Source organism: Diaphorobacter sp. JS3051 (assembly GCF_015832135.1).
GTDB classification, from domain to species: Bacteria; Pseudomonadota; Gammaproteobacteria; order Burkholderiales; family Burkholderiaceae_C; genus Diaphorobacter; species Diaphorobacter nitroreducens.
Genome location: NZ_CP065406.1, coordinates 86,105 through 105,316 on the forward strand (window position 1 = coordinate 86,105; position 19,212 = coordinate 105,316).

Consider the following 19,212-nt stretch of genomic DNA (forward strand, 5'->3'; position numbering starts at 1 on the left):
GGGAATGCCATGCTGAACCTTGCCGAATACCGCCAGCGGCCCGCGCTGCTGGCCGACTGGCTGCCTTGGGCTGGACTGGTTGCGCCGGGCGTCGTCCTGAACAAGGACGGCAGTTTCCAGCGCACGGCGCGCTTTCGTGGCCCCGACCTCGATAGCGCAACGCAGGGCGAGCTGATCGCCACGGCTGCGCGGTTGAACAACGCGCTGCGCCGGCTCGGTTCGGGCTGGGCGCTGTTCATCGAGGCCGAGCGCCGCGCCGCCGCCGACTATCCGCACTCGGAGTTTCCCGAGCCGCTTTCGTGGCTGGTGGACGAGGAACGCCGCGCTACGTTCGAGGACTCGGGCAACCACTTCGAGAGCGGCTACCACCTGACGCTGGTGTACCTGCCGCCCGAGGAATCGCGCGCCCGCGCGGCGGGGATGCTGTACGAGAACCGGCCCACCGAAGGCGTGGACTGGCGCGAGCGCCTGACGGCCTTCGTGGCGGAAACCGATCGCGTCTTCGACCTGCTCGATGGCGTGATGCCGGAAATCGCCTGGCTCGATGACGGCCAGACGCTGACCTATCTGCACTCGACCATCTCCACGCGGCGCTACCGCGTCAGCGTGCCCGAAGTGCCATTCCACATCGACGCGCTGCTGACGGATTCCGCACTGGTTGGCGGCCTGGCGCCCATGCTGGGCGACCAGCACCTGCGCGTGGTGTCGGTGCGGGGCTTCCCGACCTCGACCTGGCCGGGGATTCTGGACGACCTCACCCGCCTCGGCTTTGGCTATCGCTGGTCAACCCGGTTCCTCTGCATGGACAAAGCCGATGCGGAAAAGGAACTTTCCCGCCTGCGCCGCCAATGGTTCGCCAAGCGCAAGAACGTCATCGCGCTGCTGCGCGAAACCATCTTCCAGCAGGAAACCCCGCTGGTTGATACCGACGCCAGCAACAAATCGGCCGATGCAGACGCAGCGTTGCAGGAGCTGGGCAGCGACCAGGTGGCCTTCGGGTATGTCACCACCACGGTGACGGTGCTCGACGCCGACCCGGCAAAGGCCGACGAGAAGCTGCGCATGGTGGAACGGGTGATTCAAGGGCGTGGGTTCGTGACGATCCCCGAGACCTTGAACGCGGTGGAGGCGTGGCTGTCGTCGATTCCCGGCCACGCCTACGCGAACGTCCGCCAGCCCATCGTCTCCACGCTGAACTTGGCGCACCTGATGCCGGTGTCCGCCGTATGGGCCGGGCCGGAGAAAAACTCCCACCTCGACGGCCCGCCGCTGATCGTGACCCGCACCGAAGGCGCGACGCCATTCCGGCTGGTCACGCACATCGGCGACGTGGGCCACACGCTGGTGGCCGGGCCGACCGGCATGGGCAAGTCCGTCCTGCTCGCTACGCTGGCGATGCAGTTTCGGCGTTATCGCGGCTCACGCATCTTCGCCTTCGACATGGGGCGCTCGATGCGCGCCACGATCCTGGGCCTGGCCGGCGAGCACTACGACCTCGGGATGGATGGCGAGATTGCTTTCCAGCCGCTGGCCCGCATCGACCGTGAGGGCTACCGCACCTGGGCGGCCGAATGGATCGAAGGGCGCTTGCGGCACGAAGGTGTCGCGGTCGGCCCCGACGAGAAGGTTGCCATCTGGTCGGCGCTCGGCAGTCTCGCTGGTGCGCCCGTGGAGCAGCGCACGATGACGGGTCTGTCGGTGCTGCTGCAATCGAACTCGCTGCGGCAGGCGCTCGCGCCCTATGTGTTGGGTGGCGCGCACGGCAAGCTGCTGGACGCCGACCATGATCGGCTGGGCATGGCCGACGTGCAGTGCTTCGAGATGGAGGAGCTGATGCACAGCAAGGCCGCCGTCATGGCCGTGCTGCATTACCTCTTTGCGCGCTTCGATGAACGCTTTGACGGTGCGCCCACGCTGCTGATCCTCGATGAAGCGTGGCTGTTCCTCGATGACCCGGTGTTTGCGGCGCGCATTCGCCAGTGGCTCAAGACGCTGCGCAAGAAGAACGTCAGCGTCATCTTCGCCACGCAGAGCCTGGCCGACATCAAGGATTCGAGCATCGCGCCCGCGATCATCGAAAGCTGCGCGAGCCGCATCTTTCTGCCGAACCCGCAGGCGACCGAGCCGCAAATCCGAGCTATCTACGAAGGCTTCGGCCTCAACAGCCGCCAGATCGAGATCGTCGCTACCGGGCAGCCCAAGCGCGACTACTACTACCAATCCCGCCTCGGAAACCGCCTGTTCGACCTCGACTTGGGGCCGGCGGCGCTCGCCTTCGCGGGTGCGTCCACACCGCAAGACCAGCGCGACATCGACGCGGTGCTCGCCGCTTCATCCGCTGTCACCCCGTTTGCAGCCGCGTGGCTGCGCCATCGCGGCCTGCATTGGGCCGCCGACCTGCTTTCCACGTTCCCGTCCACCCACCTCCAGGAGAACCCATCATGAAAAGGCGTCTACTCGCCGCCGCCGTCGCGGCCATGCTTTGCACCGCCACTGCCCATGCGCAATGGGTCGTGATCGACCCTACGAACCTGATCCAGAACACGCTGACGGCCATCCAGACGCTGGAGCAGATCTACAACCAGATCAAGCAGCTTGAGAACGAGGCGCAGATGCTGCGTAACCAGGCGCGCAACCTGGCCAGCCTGCCGTCCAGCGTGGTCGGCCAGTTACGCGCCAACCTGGCGACCACCCAGCGGCTGATCGCCCAGGCCCGAGGCCTGGCTTATGACGTGACGAATCTGGATCGGGAGTTCCAGCGCCTGTATCCAGAGCAATACGCCGCCACGGTGAGCGGCAACCAGATGTACCGCGACGCGCAGGAACGCTGGAAGAACACGCTCAATGGCTTGCAGACCACCATGCAGATGCAGGCCCAGGCATCGCAGAACCTGAGCGATGACGAAAGCGTGCTGGCCGACCTCGTGGGCAAGAGCCAATCGGCCGTGGGTGCTTTGCAGGCCATGCAAGCCACCAACCAGCTTCTGGCCTTGCAGGCCAAGCAGTCCATCCAGACACAGCGCCTGAACATCACTCAGGATCGTGCCGCTTCGCTAGAGCTGGCGCGGCAGGCCGCCGCTGTGGAGCGGGGCCGCGAGGTGAACCGGCGCTTCTTGGGTGGAGGCACGCCGTACACGCCTCAGACCGTCGATTTTTATAGCCGCTGACGGGGTCGGGCCATGAACGACGTTTCGGTCATCGACCGTTTCCTCGATGTTTTCTCGCGCTACATCGACTCGGGGTTTGGGCTGTTGCACGGCGAGGTGGCGTTCCTCACGGCCACGCTGATCGTCATCGACATGACGCTCGCCGGGCTGTTCTGGGCAATGGGCCATGCCTCCGGCCAGGGCGAGGACGTGATCTCCAAATTGCTCCGCAAGGTGCTTTATGTCGGTGCCTTCGCCTACATCATCGGCAACTTCAACATGCTCGCCAGCGCGGTGTTCCGCTCGTTCGCGGGCCTGGGCCTGACGGCCAGCGGCTCGACCTTGAGCTTGGGCAACTTCTTGCAGCCGGGACGGCTCGCCAAGGTGGGCATCGACGCCGGGGCGCCCATTCTTGAGCAGATCAAGGAGATGGCGGGCTTCCCCGAGGTGTTCATCCACATCATGCCCATCGTCGTGCTGTTCTTCGCATGGATGGTGGTCATCGTCAGCTTCTTCGTGCTGGCGGTGCAGCTCTTCGTCACGCTGATCGAGTTCAAGCTGACCACGCTCGCGGGCTTCGTGCTGGTGCCGTTCGCCCTCTGGAACAAGACAGCGTTCCTGGCCGAGAAGGTCTTGGGCAACGTGGTGTCGTCGGGCATCAAGGTGCTGGTGCTTGCCGTGATCGTGGGCATCGGCTCAGGGCTGTTCTCCGAGTTCAACATACCGGCCGGCTCGGAGCCGTCGATCGACCGGGCATTGGTCATCATGCTGGCCTCGCTCGCGATGCTGGCCCTGGGCATCTTTGGGCCGGGCATCGCGACGGGCTTGGTATCGGGTGGGCCGCAGCTTGGCGCAGGCGCGATGGCTGGTGCCGCCATCGGCGCAGCCGGAACCGCTGTGGCGGTCGGTGCCGCGGCTGCGGGCGTCGGTAGTGCCGTGACGGCCGGAGCGCGCATGGCCCCCGCAGCCGCCCGCTCGATGACATCAACCGCCAGCATTGCCAGGTCGGCATATCAGGCGGGCTCCGCTTCGGCCGGTGGCGGCCTCAAGGGTGCCGCCGCTGGCGTAGGCAATGTCGCCAAGACTGGCGCGCGGGCGGCCGGGCAGAAGGTTGCCGACGGGGCGCGCTCGATGAAAGAGCGCATGGCGGCGGCTTTTGGGCCTGACGACGCGCAGGCATCCAGCGCTGCATCCGCCGGGCCTGACGCTGCTGGTTCATCTCCGCCCGTCGAGCAACCCGCCTGGGCCAAGCGCCTGCATCGCAGGCAGCAACTCACCCACGCCGCGACGACAGCCGCCCACACGCTGCGCGGGGGCGACGGCGGCAGCTCCAGCCAGGGGCCGAGCCTGCGCGATTCCGATTCCTGATCCTCAAGGAGAACACCCATGCAATTCAAACGACCGCAGGTGCGCTACGCCGACACGCCGCAGCCTGCCACCCCGTACCAGTCCGCCGCACAGGTGTGGGACGAGCGCATCGGCTCGACCCGCGTGCAGGCGAAGAACTGGCGTTTCATGGCCTTCGGCTGCCTCACCTTGGCCGTGCTGATGGCGGGCGGGCTGGTTTGGCGTTCCGCGCAGTCCATCGTGACGCCCTACGTCATCGAGGTGGACAACGCGGGCCAGGTGCGCGCCGTGGGCGAAGCCGCCGCGCCCTACAAGCCCAGTGATGCCCAGGTGGCCTATCACCTGGGCCGCTTCATCGGCCTGGTGCGCTCGCTGTCCATCGACCCCATCGTGGTGCGGCAGAACTGGCTGGATGCCTATGACTACACCACCGACAAAGGCGCCGTGGTGCTCAACGAGTACGCCCGCGTGAACGATCCGTTCGCGCGCATCGGCAAGGAGTCGGTGACGGTGCAGATCACCAGCGTGACCCGCGCCAGCGACACGTCTTTCAACGTGCGCTGGACGGAGACGCGCTTCGTGAACGGTGCGCTGGATCGCACTGAACGCTGGAACGCGGTGGTTTCCATCGTGCAGCAGACGCCGCGCACCGAGCAGCGTGTGCGCAAGAACCCCCTGGGCATCTACGTCAACGGGCTGTCGTGGAGCCGCGAACTGGAAGGAAACGAAGGAGCAAAACCATGAATGATCTTTTCCGTAAATCCGTCTTGCCGGTGATCCTGCTTGCCCTGTCGGCCTGCGCCACGCAGGGCAAGCCGCCGCCGTCCATCTCGCTCGATGAGCCGGTGCAGGCGCAGCCGCTACCGGAGCCGCCTGCGCCGGTGGAGGTGGTGGCCATGCCGCAAGTGCTGCCGATGCCGGCTCAGATGAAGCCTGTGCCGGATGCCAAGCCCGCCGCAGAACCCGCCGATGAAACCGTGCGCGTGTCCCGCGCCAATGCCGAAGCGCGCATTGCGCCGACGCGCGAGGGCTACGTCAACGCAATCCAGGTGTGGCCCTTCACGGACGGCGCGCTATATCAGGTCTATGCGGCCGTGGGCCGCGTGACGGTGATCGCGCTCCAGCCGGGCGAGGAACTGGTGACTGTCGCTGCTGGCGACACGGTGCGCTGGATCGTGGGCGACACGTCCAGCGGCAGCGGCGACGCCTTGCGCGTCAATGTGATGGTCAAGCCGATCCGCTCGGGCCTCAAGACCAATCTGGTCATCACGACCAGCCGGCGCACGTACCTGATTGAGCTGACTTCGACCGAGAAGACGTGGATGGCGTCGGTGTCCTGGGAGTATCCGAAAGACAAGATGCTGGCCTTGCAGCGCCAGGCGCAGGCGGCCAGCGCCGCCGCGCCGGTCGATAGCGGGCTATCGCTGGAGAAGATCCGTTTCCGCTACGCGGTCAGTGGCAGCAACCCGCCGTGGAAACCGCTGCGCGCCTTCGATGATGGCGAGAAGGTCTATATCCAGTTCCCGCCGGGCATCGCCCAGGGCGAGTTGCCACCGCTGTTCGTCATCGGCGCGCAAGGTGACGGGCAACTGGTGAACTACCGTTTCCGCTCGCCGTACTACATCGTGGATCGCCTGTTCGGCGCGGCCGAACTGCGCCTGGGCGGGGACAAGGGCGACGTGGTGCGGATTGAGCGCACGGACGGCACAAGGAGGAATTGACATGAGCCAGGACGATTCCCCTGACCTTGCACCGCAGGCGGGCAAGGTCGTGCCCGAGGCGGTGGCGCTGCGCGCCCAGCCGCGCCCGGTCACACGCCTGAACCGGCGCACGCTAGTCATGCTCACCGGCGGCCTGTCGGTCGCCGTGCTCGGGGCTACGATCTGGTCATTGCAGCCGCACCGGCGCGCGGGTGAGCAGACCGAGCTGTACAACGTCGATCGCGTGTCGAAGTCCGAAGGGCTGGATGGCTTGCCTTCGGATTACTCCAAGCTGCCGAAGGTGCCGGAACTGGGGCCGCCGCTGCCGGGCGACCTTGGCCCGGCCATCGTGAAGTCGCAGCAGCCCGTGGCGCCCACCTACGCGCCGCCGGGCCACGACCCGGAGGATGCACGGCGCAAGGAAGCTGAAGCGGCAGCAGCTTCCTCGGTGTTCTTCCGCTCGGGCACGCCTGGCAAGACCGCCGCGCCAGCGACTGCGCAAGTCGCTGCGGCTGGCCAAGCATCGGCCTTGGCGGGCTTCGACCCGCTGGCCGCCGGGCCAGCCTCGACGGCGGCTCAGCCTGCCGACCCGACCGCTGTGCAAAACCGGCAAGACCAAAAAGAGGCGTTCCTGAAGGGCGGCTCTACGGAGACCCGCAATTCCGGGAATCTGAAAATGCCGTCCTCGCCGTATCAGGTGATGGCCGGGACGGTGATCGCCGGCGCGCTGGTGACGGGCATCAAGTCGGACTTGCCGGGCGACGTGATCGCCACGGTGACGGAGCCGGTCTACGACACGGCCACGGGCAAGTTCCTTTTGATCCCGCAGGGGTCGCGCATCCTGGGCAAGTACAACAGCCAGGTCAGCTATGGGCAGAGCCGGGTTCAGGTGGTGTGGAACCGGATCATCCTGCCGGACACGTCCTCGCTGACGCTGGACAACCTCGTGGGTACCGATCCGGCCGGCTATTCCGGCCTGGAAGACGGTGTGGACTACCACTGGAGCCGCATCGTCGCCGGTGCTGCGCTGACGACGATGCTGGGCGTGGGCGCCGAGCTGGCCGCGCCGGAGAACCGGCAGGATGGCAATCGCATCGTAATCGCCGGGCGCGACAGCGCGCAGGACAGCATCAACCAGGTTGGCCAGGAAATGACCCGACGCAACATGAACATCCAGCCAACGCTGACTGAACGGCCCGGCCTGCCGGTGCGGATCATCGCTAACCGCGATCTGGTGTTGCGTCCGTACCAGCCGATGTTCTTCCAGCGTGGAGCCATTCGATGAGCACGACCAAGAAGCTGCGGCTCGGGCCGCTGCCCAAGACCGAGAGCGTCAAGCTGACCTTTGCGTGCCCGGTTAGCCTGAAAGCTGACCTACGACCGCTACGCCGCGCTGCACGCGCAGGCGTATGGCGAGACGGTCGATGTTATGACGCTGATCCCGCACATGCTGGAAGCCTTCATGGCGGGGGATAGGGCGTTCAGGCGCAGGCAGGCCAAGAACGAAAAAGCCGCCCCTGCGTGAACAGGGGCGGCTTTCGAATTGGTGCCCGAGGCCGGAATCGAACCGGCACGCCTTGCGGCGGGGGATTTTCTTCCCACTTCGGCTTTCGCCGCCGCCGTCTCCGAAGAAACGACGTTCGTGGGCTGGAGCACGCCTTCACCATAGCCTTTCGGCTTTAGGTGCCCGCCGTCTGCTCTCTACACCTTCCGAGGAACCTTTCGGCTCCAGGGCTTGGCTCGGTATTAGCTCGGACTGATCGTCCAGGGCCTTCGCCGAGTTTGACGGGCTTCACCTCGGGGGTTTCCCTCCGAGGGCTCAAATTTGGTCTGAGTCCCCTGCGTCTACCAATTTCACCACTCGGGCATGACGCACGATGCTACTTCAACTATCTACTCCTCACTGGGAGCCAGCTTGCATCGTCCTGGCTCCTAGCTGACTCCTGGCTCGAAATGCAGGCATCTCGATCAAGAGGCGATTTATCACTCAATCCCTTGTCCCATGCGGCTTGGCAGGCAGTGGCCTCAAGCAAGAACTACGTAGAAGTCCCTATTTTTGAGTCCCCTGCGTCTACCAATTTCACCACCCGGGCAGGCGCGAAAGCGAAGTCGCAAATTATGGCACAGTAACGCGGTATGAAGACCTACCCCACCATTGAAGACGCGATCGGACACACGCCGCTGGTCGCACTGCAGCGCATCGGTGCACAGGACAACGCGGCACGCGGCAATGTCATTCTGGGCAAGCTGGAAGGCAATAACCCGGCGGGTTCGGTGAAGGATAGGCCGGCACTGTCGATGATCCGCCGGGCCGAAGAGCGCGGCGAGATCAAACCCGGCGATACGCTGATCGAGGCGACGTCGGGCAACACCGGCATTGCCCTGGCGATGGCTGCGGCCATCAAGGGCTACCGCATGGTGCTGATCATGCCGGAGGATCTGTCCGTGGAGCGCGCGCAGACCATGAAGGCCTTCGGCGCGGAACTGGTTCTCACGCCCAAAAGCGGGGGGATGGAATACGCGCGGGATCTGGCCGACCAGATGGTGGCGCAGGGCAAGGGCGTGGTGCTGGACCAGTTTGCCAACCCGGACAACCCCCGCATCCACTACGAGACCACCGGCCCCGAACTGTGGGAGCAGACCGAGGGGCGCATTACCCATTTCGTGAGCGCCATGGGCACCACGGGCACCATCACCGGCGTCGCGCGCTTTCTGCGCGAGAAGAACCCCGCGGTGCGCATCGTGGGTGCGCAGCCGCAGGAAGGCTCGCGTATCCCGGGCATTCGCAAGTGGCCCGAGGAATACCTGCCCAAGATCTACGAGCCCCAGTTGGTGGACGAATTGGTGCTGGTGAGCCAGGACGATGCCGAGGACATGGCACGGCGCCTGGCGCGCGAAGAGGGCATCTTTGCCGGCATCTCCGCAGCCGGCGCCTGCTGGGTGGCGCAGCAGATCGCGCAGCGCGAGGAAAACGCCACCATCGTTTTCGTGGTGTGCGACCGGGGCGACCGCTACCTCTCCACCGGCGTCTTCCCGGCGTGAACGTGAAGATCACAGTGGGCATCAATAAGGCCGCTGGCGCCCGGTAGTCAAGCGCGAGCAGCTATCAATTACGGAGCGCTGTGACGGCCATGGCGCATGCTGGAGGAGCATCGCTATGTCGTACGAAACCCGCTATTGCACCCACTGCGCCACGGCGCTGGCGCCCATCGTGGTCATTGAGGACAGCGGCGAGAAGGAACGCCTGCGCTGCCCCGCCTGCGGCTGGACGCACTGGAACAACCCGACGCCCGTGCTGGCGGCCATCGTGGAGGTGGACGGCCGCGTGCTGCTGGCGCGCAATGCACTGTGGCCACCCAAGATGTTCGCGCTGATCACGGGTTTCATGGAGGCTGGCGAGACGCCCGAGGACGGCATTGCCCGCGAAGTCAAGGAAGAAACCAACCTGGACGCGCGCAGTGTGCAGCTGGTGGGCGTGTATGAGTTCATGCGCATGAACCAGGTCATCATCGCCTACCATGTACGGGCCGAAGGCGAGGTGCGCCTGTCGCCGGAGCTGCTGGAGCACCGCTTTTATGAGCCAGACCAGCTCAAGTGCTGGCCCGCGGGCACAGGCTATGCGCTGGCCGACTGGCTGCGCTCGCGCGGCCACGAGCCGGTGTTCTTCACCGCCGAGGAAAATGCAGAGCGCCGCCGCGGACTGGACGCGCCGAAGGACTGAGAAAAATGGACATCCACAAGGAAATCGACACCCGGGGCCTGAACTGCCCCCTGCCCATCCTCAAGGCCAAGAAGGCCTTGGCCGACATGGCGAGCGGCCAGCTGCTCAAGGTGGTGGCGACCGACAGCGGCTCGCTGCGCGACTTCCAGGCGTTTGCCCGGCAGACCGGCAACGAGCTGGTCGAACAACAGACCGTGGGCGAAGAATTCATCCACGTGCTGCGCCGTCGCTGAGTGATTAATGGCTAAATAGCCGTCCAGCGCTTGTTGGGTAAGCGCTGGTAGCTATCAAAACAGGAATCCCATGCCCGGGCGGCGGGCAGGGGCACCGTCCCGGCGGTGCGTTACAGCGCCAGGGATTGGAGGTATTCGCGGAACTGTGGGCCCACCTGCGGGTGCTGCAGTGCCAGTTCGACCGTGGCCTCCAAAAAACCTTCCTTGCTGCCGCAGTCGTACCGTTTGCCGGCGTACTGGTAGGCATACACCGTCTCGTGCTGCATCAGGCGCGCGATCGCATCGGTGAGCTGGATCTCGCCGCCCACGCCCTGCGGCTGGTTGCGGATCTCTTCGAAGATGCGCGGCGTGAGCACATAGCGGCCGGCCACGCCCATGCGCGACGGTGCCTTTTCGGGTGCGGGCTTCTCCACGATCTCGTCGACGCGGATCAGCGCGCCGCCGGCGCTCTCGCCCTTGACGATGCCGTAGCGCTTGGTGTGCTCCAGCGGGACTTCCTGCACGGCCAGCAGCGAGCGCCCCTGCTTGGCGAAAGCGGCCGTCATCTGCGCCATCACGCCGGGGCCGCCGGGCTCGCCGGTCATCAGGTCGTCGGCCAGGATGACGGCAAAGGGCTCGTTGCCCACCAGGGGCTCGGCGCACAGCACGGCATGGCCCAGGCCCAGCGAGCGTGGCTGGCGCACAAACAGGCAGTTCATGTCGTCGGGCGCGATGCTGCGCACCAGCGCGAGCATCTCGCGCTTGCCGGCGTTCTCCAGCTCGTTCTCCAGTTCGTACGCGGTATCGAAATGGTCCTCGATCGCGCGCTTGCTGCGGCCGGTGACGAACACCATGTCGCGGATGCCGGCCTCGTAGGCCTCCTCGACCGCGTACTGGATCAGGGGCTTGTCCACCACCGGCAGCATCTCCTTGGGCGATGCCTTGGTGGCGGGCAGGAAGCGGGTGCCGAGCCCCGCGACGGGAAAGACGGCCTTGCGGACACGGGTGGGTGCGTTCAAGTCGGGTGCCTCACGAAAAAGGGTGCCGGGTAAAAACAAGGGCGCCTGCAGCGCCCTTGTCCGGTGATCGGGCTGATCTTAGCCCAGGCGCGCGAGCTGCTCCTGGATGCGCGCCAGCGTGGCCCCGAAGTCGGCCACGCGCTTCTTTTCCTGCTCGATCACGGCCGGCGGGGCCTTGGCCACGAAAGCCTCGTTGCCCAGTTTGCCGTTGGCCTTGGCGATTTCGCCGGACAGGCGCGCGGCCTCCTTGGACAGGCGGGCCTTTTCAGCAGCGATGTCGATCTCCACGAACAGCGCCAGGCGGGCGTCGCCCACCACGGCCACGGGCGCGCTTTGCGCGGCCTGGGCCCAGGCGGCCTCGTCGTCGAACACCTTCACCTCGCTGAGCTTGGCCAGGTTCTGCAGCACCGGGGCGATGTCGCGCATGAAGTCCGCGTCGCCCGCCACCAGCAGCGGCAGGCGCTGTGCGGGCGACACGCCCATCTCGCCGCGCAGCGTGCGGCAGGCGTCCACCACCTGCTTGATGCGCGCCACGTAGGCGATGGAGCCCTCGTCGATTTTCTCGGGCTGGGACTGCGGATAGGCGGCGATGGCAATGGAGTCGCCCTTCAGGCCCGCCAGCGGGGCCACTACCTGCCACAGCGCTTCGGTGACAAAGGGGATGACGGGGTGCGCCAGGCGCAGGATGGCCTCCAGCACGCGGATCAGCGTGCGGCGCGTGGCGCGCTGCTGCGCCTCGTTGCCAGTCTGGATCTGCACTTTGGCGATTTCCAGGTACCAGTCGCAGAACTCGTTCCAGACGAAGTCGTAGAGGGTGTTGGCCACGTTGTCCAAGCGGAACTCGGCGAAGCCCTTGGCCACTTCGGCCTCGACCTGTTGCAGCTGCGAGACGATCCAGCGGTCGGCCTGGCTGAAGCGCAGGTAGCTTTCAGTGCAGCCCTGCGCGGTGTCCATGCCGCAGTCGTAGCCCTCGCAGTTCATCAGCACGAAGCGGCTGGCGTTCCACAGCTTGTTGCAGAAGTTGCGGTAGCCCTCGCAGCGCTTGCTGTCGAAGTTGATGCTGCGGCCCAGCGACGCCAGCGCGGCGAAGGTGAAGCGCAGCGCGTCGGCGCCATAGGCGGGAATGCCCTCGGGGAATTCCTTTTGTGTGTTCTGGCGCACCTTGGGCGCGGTCTCGGGGCGGCGCAGGCCCTGGGTGCGTTTGTCCAGCAGCGGCTCCAGCGCAATGCCGTCGATCAGGTCCACCGGGTCGAGCACGTTGCCCTCGGACTTGCTCATCTTCTTGCCCTGTGCGTCCAGCACCAGGCCGTGGATGTAGACATGCTTGAACGGCACGCGCCCGGTGAAGTGCGTGGTCATCATGATCATCCGGGCGACCCAGAAGAAGATGATGTCGTAGCCCGTGACCAGCACGCTGCTGGGCAGGTACAGGTTGTAGTCGTCGGTGGCAGCGTCGGTCTGGTTTGGCCAGCCCATGGTGCTGAAGGGCACCAGGGCGCTGGAGTACCAGGTGTCGAGCACGTCGGCATCGCGGGTCAGCGTCTTGCCGGGGGCCTGGGCCTGGGCCTCTTGCTCGTTGCGGGCCACGTACACATTGCCGTCCTCGTCGTACCAGGCGGGGATCTGGTGGCCCCACCACAGCTGGCGGCTGATGCACCAGTCCTGGATGTTGTTCATCCACTGGTTGTAGGTGTTGACCCAGTTCTCGGGCACGAACTGCACCTGGCCGCTGGCCACGGCGTCGATGGCCTTTTGCGCGATGCTCTTGCCGGTGGCGTCGCCCGTGCCTTCTTGGGCCACCTTGTTCATGGCCACGAACCACTGGTCGGTCAGCATGGGCTCGATCACCTGGCCGGTGCGGGTGCAAATGGGCACCATCAGCTTGTGCTTCTTGGTCTCGACCAGCAGGCCCTGGGCCTCCAGGTCGGCCACGATGGCCTTGCGCGCCACGAAGCGGTCCATGCCCTGGTACTTGGCGGGGGCGTTCTCGTTCACCGTGGCCTGCAGGGTGAGCACGCAAATCATGGGCAGCTTGTGGCGCTGGCCCACCTGGTAGTCGTTGTTGTCGTGCGCGGGCGTGACCTTGACCACGCCGGTGCCGAACTCCTTGTCCACGTAGGCGTCGGCAATCACCGGGATCTCGCGGTCGCACAGCGGCAGCTTGACCATCTTGCCGATCAGGTGCGCGTAGCGCTCATCCTCGGGGTGGACCATCACGGCCACGTCGCCCAGCATGGTCTCGGGGCGGGTGGTGGCCACCACCAGCTGGCCGCTGCCGTCGGCCAGGGGGTAGGCGATGTGCCACAGCGAGCCGTCTTTTTCCTCGTTCTCCACTTCCAGGTCCGACACGGCGGACTGCAGTTTGGGGTCCCAGTTCACCAGGCGCTTGCCGCGGTAGATCAGGCCCTGCTGGTAGAGCTTCACGAAGGTGTCGGTCACCACCTTGGAGAGCTTTTCGTCCATGGTGAAGTACTCGCGGCTCCAGTCCACGCTGTCGCCCAGGCGGCGCATCTGGGTGGTGATGGTGTTGCCGCTCTTTTCCTTCCACTCCCACACCTTCTTCACGAAGTCGGGGCGGCCCAGGTCATGGCGGCTCACGCCTTGCTCTTGCAGCTGGCGCTCGACGACGATTTGTGTGGCAATGCCCGCGTGGTCGGTGCCCGGCACCCAGACGGTGTTGTGCCCCAACATGCGGTGGTAGCGCGTCAGGCTGTCCATGATGGTCTGGTTGAACGCATGGCCCATGTGCAGCGTGCCCGTCACGTTGGGCGGAGGCAGCTGGATGGCGAACGCCGGCTGCCCGGCCTGCGCCGCGCCCGTGCCGCGGTAGCCTGCCACGCCGTAGCCGCGCTTTTCCCATTCGGGGCCCCAGTGGGCCTCCAGGGCGGCGGGCTCAAAGGACTTGGAGAGGCTGTTCAGGCCGGGTTGTTCGATCGTGTCGCTCATGGCAATGAAAAACGGCATCCCGTGGGATGCCGCCTGGGCAGTGGTTCGGAGGATGGGGGCATTTTATTCGGTTACCGCCATGCTTCCATACTGATAGCTGCTTGCGCTTGCTGGATAAGCGCTGGAGGCGCTTTTTTACTCAGACCCTGTGGTGGGCACGAATTCGGGGCGGTCGTTGGTCTGGGGTTTGAGCGGCGCGCTGGCATGGCCGCCGGCGCGTTCCTTGCGCCATTGCTCTTTGCGCGCCGTCCACTCGGCCAGCCGGGCGTGGGCGGTGGTGCTTTCGCGTTGCATCTGCGCGGTGTCGGCCAGTTGGGCCGACAGTTCCAGCCGGATGCCGTTGGGGTCGAAGAAGTAGATGCTCTTGAAGATGTGGTGGTCGGTCACTCCGAGCACCTGCACACCGTGTGCCTGCAGACGGGTTTTGGTGTCCTCCAGCTCTTGCACGGTGTTCACGCGGAAGGCGATGTGGTTGACCCACGGGGGGGTGTTGGGCGAGGGCTCGGGCTTCACGTCGTCGCCCAGGTCGAAGAACGCGATGAACGAGCCGTCCTGCAGCCGGAAGAAGAAGTGGGTGTAGGGGCAGTACTCGCCCGTGCTGGGCACGTAGTCGCTCTGGATGATGTGGTACAGCGGCAGGCCCAGGATGTCCTCGTAGAAGTGGCGCGTCTCCTCCGCGTCGCGCGCCTTGTAGGCGTAGTGGTGCAGCTGCTGGATGGCGGCGGGGGGCGGGAGGGTGTCGTGGGGAGCAGTCATGGCGTTGTCTCCGGGATAGGGCGCCAGGGCGCATGCTGATATGAAGAAGTGCGTGAAATTCTACTGTTCGTAATTGATTTGCGTTAAGTGAATCTGAAAAACCGCTGTCCAGCAGGCATGGCGCAGCCGCCGCGGCAAAGGCGGCCGGTGGCTTCAAACGGGAAAGGGGGAGTGGTGCTCAGGCGTTCGCCTGGGCGGCTTTCTTCCAGGCATCCGCGGCGGCCTCTGCGTCGCCGCGCTGCTCGGCCAGCTCGGCAAGATGGCGCCAAGCGCTGGCGCGCAGCGACGCATCGGGAAGCTGCTGAGCGGCCTGGGTGAAGAGTTGCTGGGCCTTGCCCCACAGGTTGCGCTGCAGGCAGGCCTTGGCCGACAGGTATTGCAGACGCGCGTTGCGCGGAGCCGCCTGCTGGGCGGACTCGATGCGCGCCAGCCAGTTGGCATCCAGCGCCTGCAGGCTGCCCTCGAGCGCGCGCACCAGCTTGAGCACCTGGGCATCGGGCAGCGGGGGCTGAGCGGGGTCCGTCATGCGTTCCCACACCGGCAGAAGCCATGCGCGCACCTGCATCGCATCGCCGCCCAACTGGCCCAGGCGCTGCGCCGCATGCACGGCAATCTCGGGCATGGCGCGCTCATGGGGCTCCAGCCCCAGCCAGATGCGCTGCAACTGGGCCGGGTCGTAGGCGCCGTTGATCAGTTCCATTGCCAGGCCGCGCACGATGCTCTCGGCGGCGGCCGGCGAAAAGGCGTGGTGCTTGCCCAGCAGACGGGCGGTTTCCAGCGCCTGCTCGGTCTGGTGCGACAGGCGCGATGCCTTGAGTTTGGCGCGCAGTGCCAGCGTGCGGCGCGCCGTGCCGGCCGGCAGGACGGAAAGGCGCTCCAGCGCGGTGGTGGCGTCGCGCTCGTCCAGCGACCAGCGTGCAGCGCGCAGCTGCGCGCCCTCGCGCAATTCCTGCTCGATGGCGACCGCACGATCGGGAATGTTGTCCAGCGCCTGCTGCAAGTGTGCTTCCCGCGTGGCACGGTCCTGCAGCGCATGCGAGCTTTCCGCGGCCACCATGTGGGCCAGCGTGCGCAGCCGACGGCCATGGGGCAGGGCTTCCTTGGCGTCTTCGAGGGCGCGCTCCTGCGCGATCGCGGATTCCGCGGATTTGCGGGCGCGCAGGAAGCGCCCTCCCAGCATCTGCGACAGCGCATCCAGCAGCGCACCGTGCATGGCACGCTCCTTTTGCAGCAGGCGCCAGCGGCGCGCCTGCATGGGTAGCTCCAGCAGCGCCGCCAGGGCACGCAGCGCCGCGTACAGCAGCGTGAAGCCGCCGAACAGCAGCATCAGCACCATGTTGAGGGACAGGTCGATGCGGTAGGGCGGCCAGAACAGCGTGACCGTGCCCTGGTTGTTGCCCGCAAACAGGGCGACGGCAACGGCCACACCGAACAGGGCCAGGAACCAGAGTGCTGCGCGCATGGGCAGAGTGTCCTAGGGGCGGGTCAACGGCCGGCCGCGGCCGTGGCCAGCGCGGCGAAGGTGTCCTCCAGCGCGGGCATTTCGACGGTCTTCATGTGCGCCTGCAGCTGCTGCAGGGCCGCGGTGGCGTTCTGCGTGCGGCGCGAGGCAGGATCGAAGTACTTGCCCAGCGCGCTGTAGGCGCCGGCCAGGTCGGCGCGCGCCGAATCCATGCGACGCGCCAGCAGGCCCAGCCGTGCATTGAGCAGCTTGAGCTTGAGGTTCTCGCGCAGGAAGAAGGCCTGGTCGGGGGCGAGCAGGATTGCGTCGGGATGGTCGATGCGGCTCACGCGCACCAGGCCGCGCACCTCGTCGCGCACGCCTTCCCAGGTGCGGTGCAGCGTGGCTTGCCAGCGCGGCTGGCTGGCGGTGCTCGCGGCGGGGGCGGGCGCCGTCGCCTCGCCCGCCGGGCGGCGCATGCTGGCTGCCTGGGCCACGCTGCCCAGCAGGGGCAGCTCGTCCACCTGGAGCACCAGGTCGTCCAGGCGGCCGAGCAGACCCGCAGTGTCGATGACGTTGGCGCGCTCCAGGCGCTCCAGGTCATGGCCCATGGCGCGCAGCACGGGCGCCAGGCGCGGCTGCGATGCGCGCTCCACGCGCTGGCTCGCGCTCTTGAGCGCGGCCACCAGGGGCTGCAGGCTGCCCGTGAGTTGGGCCTGCTGCTGCGCCAGGCGGATGGCGGCTTCCACGTCCACCACCAGGTTCTCGTCGCGCGTGCGCGAGAGGCTTTGCATGAGTTCTTCCAGCTGGCTGCGCTGCAGCGCGACTTCGCTCACGCGGGCTTCTGCCACGGCCAGGCGCGTGGAGGTCTCGCGCGCCAGCTCCTGCGCTTGCTGGGCCATGGTGCGCGCCTCGATGGCCTGGGCGCCGGAGTCGGCCGACTGGCGTGCCAACTGCTCCTGGATGGACGACAGCCGCTGCCACAGCATCACCGAACTGGCCAGCGCGGCAATGGCGATGGCGCTCAGCGCGAACAGGGTCGCGCGGCCGCCGTGGGCCGCGGCGGGCCGGGGAGCGGCGGGCGCCGGTGCGGGCAGCCCGGATGAGGACTCATTGCTCATAAAGCGATTCTATCGAGGCTGCCACTTCATCGAACGCCGGACGGCATTCGTGCACGCTGCCAAAGCCGGCCGCACGTGCGGCCTGCGCGATACGCGGGTGGGTGGTCAGGGCGCGGGCCATGCCCCAGTGTTGCGCGGGCAACACAGCACGCAGGTTGGCGATGGCCTCGGAACTGCTCAGCAGCCAGACCGAGCCGTCGCTGGCGGCTGCTTGCGCCAGCACCAGTTGCTGGGCGTCGAGGCAGGGTGCGCCGCGCTCGTACGCGGCGACGAAGTCCACCGCGCCACCCGCAGCGGCGATCTGCCGGGCCAGCCATTCGCGCCCGTTGCCGCCCTCGGCCGTGGGGGCGTTGGCTCCACGCACGATGAGCACGCGGTCGCCCGGGCCGATCTGCGGCGCGACCACCTGCCACAGGGCTTCGGAGTCAAACTGCGCGGCGTCGGCGCCGGGAGCGTCAATGCGCTCGGGCGCAACCCCGGCCTGCACGAGTGCCGCCACGGTACCGGGGCCGGGAGCCCATACTCTCGTTTTGGTAGCTGCTAACGCTTGTCCAGAAAGCGCTAGAGGCATATTTGATTCAAGGAAATACTGCGCCGCGTTGCCGCTCACGAACATCACCGCGCAGTAGCGGTCCACGCATGCGCGGGCCTGTTGCAGTTCCTCGCGCAGAGCCGGGTTGGTCACCGGGCCGATGGCGATGAGTGGCAGCGCCAGCGCGGCGATGCCGCGCGCCTGCAGATCGGCGGCCCACTGCGTGGCCTCGCGCGCGGGGCGCGTGACGATGGCCCGGGGCGGCGGCACGGGCAAGGTCAGAGCGCTCCCACCGCGCCCGCAGTGCGCAGCTGTGCGGCGACGGCCAGTCCCAGCGCGTCGGCCTGCTCCAGCGTATGCACGGGGGCCACGCCCTCGGCGCGTACCAGCGGCACCCGGGCCGCGACGTCGCCCCAGGCGGCGCGCAGCGAGAGCGTGTCGCCGTCCCACTGGCCATGCGCGGCCAGCGGCATGGAGCAGCTCCCCCCCATGGCGCGGCTTACGGCACGCTCGGCCGTCACCGTGAGCCAGGTGCGCTCATGGGCCAGCGGCGCCAGCGCCTCACGCAGGTCGTGGCGGTCGCCGCGGATCTCGATGCCCAACGCGCCCTGGCCAGCGGCGGGCAGCATCTGCTCGGGCGTGAACACGGCGCGGATGCGTTCGTGCAGGCCCAAGCGCTTCAGGCCTGCGGCCGCGAGCACGATGGCCGCGTACTGGCCCTCGTCCAGCTTGCGCAAGCGCGTCTGCACGTTGCCGCGCAGCGGCTCGATCTGCAGGTCGGGGCGCAGCGCTTGCAGCAGCACCTGGCGGCGCAGGCTGGACGTGCCCACCACCGCCCCGTGGGGCAGCTCGTCCAGCGATGCGTAGCCGGGCGACACGAAGGCGTCGCGCGGGTCCTCGCGCTCCATCACACAGGCCAGGGCGAAGCCCTGGGGCAGCTCCATGGGAACGTCCTTGAGCGAATGCACCGCGATGTCGGCGCGGCCTTCCTCCAGCGCCACTTCCAGCTCCTTAACGAACAGGCCCTTGCCGCCCACCTTGGACAGCGTGCGGTCCAGGATCTGGTCGCCGCGCGTGGTCATGCCCAGCAGCGCCACGGCGTGGCCGCGCGCGCGCAGCAAGGACTGCACATGCTCGGCCTGCCAGAGCGCGAGTTGGCTTTCGCGCGTGGCGATCACGATGGAAGGAAGCGAGGGGGAGGGAGTGGTCATTGCGGCGTCTGTCTCGGCCCCCGCAGGCACGGCGGCGGGGCAGCGGGGAATGCTAGCATG

General features: G+C 66.9%; 16 protein-coding genes and 1 pseudogene. 10 read left to right on the forward strand and 7 right to left on the reverse strand.

The genetic code is table 11. The features are described from left to right. Positions 1-9: 9 nt before the first annotated feature. The 10 genes and pseudogenes from trbE to I3K84_RS00520 all read left to right on the forward strand — a co-directional run bounded on the left by trbE (position 10) and on the right by I3K84_RS00520 (position 10,147). Complete coding sequence (trbE, locus tag I3K84_RS00475; RefSeq protein ID WP_059894160.1) at positions 10-2,445, forward strand: conjugal transfer protein TrbE; 2,436 nt, start codon at positions 10-12, stop codon at positions 2,443-2,445. Beyond that, entirely contained in the window at positions 2,442-3,167 is a 726-nt protein-coding gene (gene trbJ, locus I3K84_RS00480) for a P-type conjugative transfer protein TrbJ (protein WP_013517134.1), read from the forward strand. Before trbE ends, trbJ begins: the two co-directional genes overlap by 4 nt. 12 nt (positions 3,168-3,179) lie before the next feature. Further along, positions 3,180-4,514 (forward strand): P-type conjugative transfer protein TrbL, encoded by a 1,335-nt coding sequence (gene trbL, locus I3K84_RS00485; RefSeq protein ID WP_013517133.1) that lies wholly within the window; start codon positions 3,180-3,182, stop codon positions 4,512-4,514. A gap of 18 nt (positions 4,515-4,532) precedes the next feature. After that, positions 4,533-5,237 (forward strand): conjugal transfer protein TrbF, encoded by a 705-nt coding sequence (gene trbF / locus I3K84_RS00490; protein ID WP_013517132.1) that lies wholly within the window; start codon positions 4,533-4,535, stop codon positions 5,235-5,237. Next, positions 5,234-6,214 carry a P-type conjugative transfer protein TrbG gene (trbG, locus tag I3K84_RS00495; protein WP_013517131.1) on the forward strand — a complete coding sequence of 327 codons (981 nt, stop codon included), beginning with the start codon at positions 5,234-5,236 and terminating at the stop codon, positions 6,212-6,214. Before trbF ends, trbG begins: the two co-directional genes overlap by 4 nt. 1 nt (position 6,215) lies before the next feature. Beyond that, complete coding sequence (locus I3K84_RS00500) at positions 6,216-7,478, forward strand: TrbI/VirB10 family protein (protein WP_013517130.1); 1,263 nt, start codon at positions 6,216-6,218, stop codon at positions 7,476-7,478. Next, positions 7,475-7,718, forward strand: a pseudogene (locus I3K84_RS00505) (DUF2274 domain-containing protein). Before I3K84_RS00500 ends, I3K84_RS00505 begins: the two are co-directional and overlap by 4 nt. 611 nt (positions 7,719-8,329) lie before the next feature. Next, complete coding sequence (gene cysM, locus I3K84_RS00510; protein ID WP_047350540.1) at positions 8,330-9,235, forward strand: cysteine synthase CysM; 906 nt, start codon at positions 8,330-8,332, stop codon at positions 9,233-9,235. A 115-nt stretch (positions 9,236-9,350) separates the two neighbouring features. Then, positions 9,351-9,914, forward strand: a complete 564-nt coding sequence (locus I3K84_RS00515; protein ID WP_011806051.1) for an NUDIX domain-containing protein — start codon at positions 9,351-9,353, stop codon at positions 9,912-9,914. A 5-nt stretch (positions 9,915-9,919) separates the two neighbouring features. Further along, positions 9,920-10,147 carry a sulfurtransferase TusA family protein gene (locus I3K84_RS00520; protein WP_011806050.1) on the forward strand — a complete coding sequence of 76 codons (228 nt, stop codon included), beginning with the start codon at positions 9,920-9,922 and terminating at the stop codon, positions 10,145-10,147. 110 nt (positions 10,148-10,257) lie between these two features. Here I3K84_RS00520 and galU read toward each other — a convergent pair whose 3' ends face one another. The 7 genes from galU to hemC all read right to left on the reverse strand — a co-directional run bounded on the left by galU (position 10,258) and on the right by hemC (position 19,152). After that, positions 10,258-11,145, reverse strand: coding sequence for a UTP--glucose-1-phosphate uridylyltransferase GalU (gene galU, locus I3K84_RS00525; RefSeq protein ID WP_011806049.1), 888 nt, complete (start codon positions 11,143-11,145; stop codon positions 10,258-10,260). Between the two features lie 78 nt (positions 11,146-11,223). Further along, positions 11,224-14,091 carry a valine--tRNA ligase gene (locus tag I3K84_RS00530; RefSeq protein WP_196995288.1) on the reverse strand — a complete coding sequence of 956 codons (2,868 nt, stop codon included), beginning with the start codon at positions 14,089-14,091 and terminating at the stop codon, positions 11,224-11,226. A 135-nt stretch (positions 14,092-14,226) separates the two neighbouring features. Continuing rightward, on the reverse strand, positions 14,227-14,847 hold the full coding sequence (locus I3K84_RS00535) for a VOC family protein (protein WP_011806047.1): 621 nt from the start codon (positions 14,845-14,847) through the stop codon (positions 14,227-14,229). A 178-nt stretch (positions 14,848-15,025) separates the two neighbouring features. After that, positions 15,026-16,309: a heme biosynthesis HemY N-terminal domain-containing protein gene (locus I3K84_RS00540; protein WP_047350532.1), complete on the reverse strand. Its 1,284-nt coding sequence runs from the start codon at positions 16,307-16,309 to the stop codon at positions 15,026-15,028. A 23-nt stretch (positions 16,310-16,332) separates the two neighbouring features. Further along, positions 16,333-17,409, reverse strand: a complete 1,077-nt coding sequence (locus tag I3K84_RS00545; protein WP_172207465.1) for a uroporphyrinogen-III C-methyltransferase — start codon at positions 17,407-17,409, stop codon at positions 16,333-16,335. Then, positions 17,399-18,217, reverse strand: a complete 819-nt coding sequence (locus tag I3K84_RS00550; protein ID WP_196995289.1) for a uroporphyrinogen-III synthase — start codon at positions 18,215-18,217, stop codon at positions 17,399-17,401. The genes I3K84_RS00545 and I3K84_RS00550 overlap by 11 nt, the downstream gene beginning before the upstream one ends. 2 nt (positions 18,218-18,219) lie before the next feature. Next, on the reverse strand, positions 18,220-19,152 hold the full coding sequence (gene hemC / locus I3K84_RS00555; RefSeq protein ID WP_196995290.1) for a hydroxymethylbilane synthase: 933 nt from the start codon (positions 19,150-19,152) through the stop codon (positions 18,220-18,222). Positions 19,153-19,212 lie beyond the last annotated feature (60 nt).